Source organism: Enterobacter cloacae complex sp. IR5401, assembly GCF_049238425.1.
Taxonomy (GTDB): Bacteria; Pseudomonadota; Gammaproteobacteria; order Enterobacterales; family Enterobacteriaceae; genus Enterobacter; species Enterobacter hormaechei_C.
The window spans coordinates 1-693 of the sequence record NZ_JBMKHN010000052.1; the positions used below are offsets into that span (position 1 = coordinate 1).

The following is a 693-nucleotide window of genomic DNA, read 5'->3' on the forward strand; positions in this document are numbered from 1 at the left end:
TCACTATGTGAGGACATGAAGCAGGCGAAAAATATGCATGCTCTCAAAACTCACTTCCAGGCAGCTTACAAAATGACGGTCGGAATGCAGCTTCAACAAGAGGTTCAGGCCGTCTATGCCAAGTGCAAAGCAAAATTCGAAGAGGTTACGCAATGACAGCTCTTTACCAGATCGCCAATGATTTCGCAAAGCTGACTGATTCAGGCATGGAGCCTGAAATGATAGCCGACACCCTTGATGGCATTGAGTGGGAGCTGGAAGCAAAGGTCGAGCAGATCCTTGCTGTCTGCAAAAACGAATCTGCTTATGCCGAGGCGCTGAAAGAAGAAAGCAAGCGTCTTGCAGAGCGCGCAAAAGCCGCAGAAAACCGTGTGTCGAGCATGAAAGATTATGTGGCCACCTCCCTCGAAACAGCAGGAAAGAAATCACTGAAGGCAGGCATTCATCAGGTAACGGTTCGCGCGCCTTCCAAGTCAGTAGAGATTACAGATGCCAGCGCACTTCCTCCTGAATTCGTCGAATACGAGACGAGCATCAAGCCAGACAAATTGGCTATCAAACACCAAATCGAAGCTGGCGTGGATGTACCTGGCGCGCAAATAAAACTCGGCAAACCTTCACTCATCATCAAGTAGGTGGAGCCATGAAACGCACACCATTTTACCGCAGGCCAGGGCGAACCGGGCAATTCTC

The 693-nt window shown here is 49.8% G+C and carries 1 protein-coding gene; it reads left to right on the plus strand.

The window, feature by feature from the left end; genetic code table 11:
- The first annotated feature begins 152 nt into the window (after positions 1 to 152).
- A complete protein-coding gene (locus ACOTX1_RS23785) occupies positions 153 to 635 on the plus strand; it encodes a siphovirus Gp157 family protein (protein ID WP_032105028.1) in 483 nt (160 codons plus the stop codon).
- Positions 636 to 693: the final 58 nt, after the last annotated feature.